This window comes from Vibrio sp. YT-19(2023) (assembly GCF_033337395.1).
In genome coordinates, this window is record NZ_JAWOQN010001218.1 from 1 (window position 1) to 506 (window position 506).

A 506-nucleotide genomic window follows, 5' to 3' on the forward strand; every position below is an offset into this window, starting at 1 on the left:
CAAGAGCTAGGAAATCGGCTGCTGCGCAAGCAGGGAATATGGTAAAGGTTTGGAATACAGGTAGCCTTGATGGTATTGCACTCCCATATTTTTCAAATGCTCTGCTTGCGCCGGCGTTTCGACGCCTTCGGCAATCAACTTCACTTGCAGCTCGTCCGCAAAATGAACGATGGCATTCAATACGGATGCACTCACACTTTGAATGCCTATGGTTTCAACAAAACACTTGTCGATCTTCAAATAATCAATTTTCATGTGCTGCAAAAATGCTAACGACGTTTGCCCAGTTCCAAAGTCGTCGATCAGTACATCAATTCCGTGCACACGCAACGCTGCAATATGCTTCCTTGCTTCCCCATTGATCAACTGACGCTCCGTAATTTCGATGCCGAGCGACACATTGTTCTCACTTAGCTTTCTGTGGATGAGTTGCAGTTTTCTTATTACATGAGAACCGACAAGGTAGCCAGGGGGCACATTGACACCAAGATGCACCGGATGAGTAA

1 protein-coding gene is annotated in these 506 nt (G+C 46.2%); it reads right to left on the reverse strand.

Going from position 1 to position 506, the window contains the following annotated elements:
* Positions 1-6: 6 nt before the first annotated feature.
* The coding region (locus R7E78_RS30930) for an EAL domain-containing protein (RefSeq protein ID WP_318059245.1) at positions 7-506 on the reverse strand (500 nt) is incomplete at its 5' end.